The organism is Shewanella hafniensis, assembly GCF_019655335.1.
Taxonomy (GTDB): Bacteria; Pseudomonadota; Gammaproteobacteria; order Enterobacterales; family Shewanellaceae; genus Shewanella; species Shewanella hafniensis.
The window spans coordinates 1-976 of sequence record NZ_BPFD01000186.1 but is presented as its reverse complement, the minus strand read 5'-3'; the positions used below and the strand labels follow the sequence as shown (position 1 = coordinate 976).

At 36.8% G+C, this 976-nt stretch carries 1 protein-coding gene; it reads right to left on the bottom strand.

The genetic code is table 11. The features are described 5' to 3' along the window. Positions 1-64: 64 nt before the first annotated feature. The gene (locus K5Q99_RS21815; RefSeq protein WP_220778121.1) at positions 65-817 is read right to left on the bottom strand and encodes a putative porin; all 753 of its coding nucleotides are present in this window, start codon (positions 815-817) and stop codon (positions 65-67) included. Positions 818-976: the final 159 nt, after the last annotated feature.

The following is a 976-nucleotide window of genomic DNA, read 5'->3' as shown; positions in this document are numbered from 1 at the left end:
GTAAAATAATAAAGGTCACATTAACTTGTTACCTTTATATTAAAAAAACGTTACGAATATTAAATTAGAAACGACCAGTCAGACCTAAACCAATAAATACACCATCAGCATCGGAATCTAATTCTCTAGCTAACTCAAAGTTTGCAGAGAAGCTATCAGATAGACGTAACCAATAAGCGGTTTTTAATACTAAAGTATCATCATGACCATCATCAGTATAACCTAGACCAACAGACCATGATTTAGTCACATACCAATCAGCGCCTAAATTGAATGTGTCGTCAGAATCTTGATGTGTCCAGTTTGCGCTCAAATCAACACCAGTGGTTGATTGCAGTGCAATAAAGCTACGCACTTTTAAACCGTATGATTCTTCGATGCTATCGCTGCCATCGTTATAGAAAGCAGATACTGCAGAGCTATCGTTGAAGTAATAACCGACTTCTGCACCGTAAGTGTTCCAGTCAAAACTGCCGATTTCAGAACGTTGATAGTTAGCAGCAATAAACCATTTAGAAGCAAATACATAAGTGCCATCAACACCAACGGCATCTAAATCTGATTCATCATAATTGCTGTAATTAACACCAACATTAGACGTTTGAGCTAAAAATCCATTAAGCGCATAAGGACCTTTAGTTTGGTCAACTGGGCTAATGTAGTAACGATAATTCGCGTTCCACAGACCATCGCTGAACTCTTCAGAATTTGCGCTATATTTTAGGCCTGCTTCATGCTGAAATGAGTTATCTTGTGCAGCAGCGGCATTAACACTTACGAAACCTAATAATATTGCAAGCGCGGTAATTTTTTTCATCAAAGTATTCCCTTATATGATTATAAGCTAGGAGTAAAAGATGAACATAACGAAGAAACAATCTCAGCATTGCTTATTCCATTATCATTAATATCCATTTAAATTTTTTATTTAAACGAACCTGCTCTCCTAGCGGCGCACACCTTAATGCAAAAAATA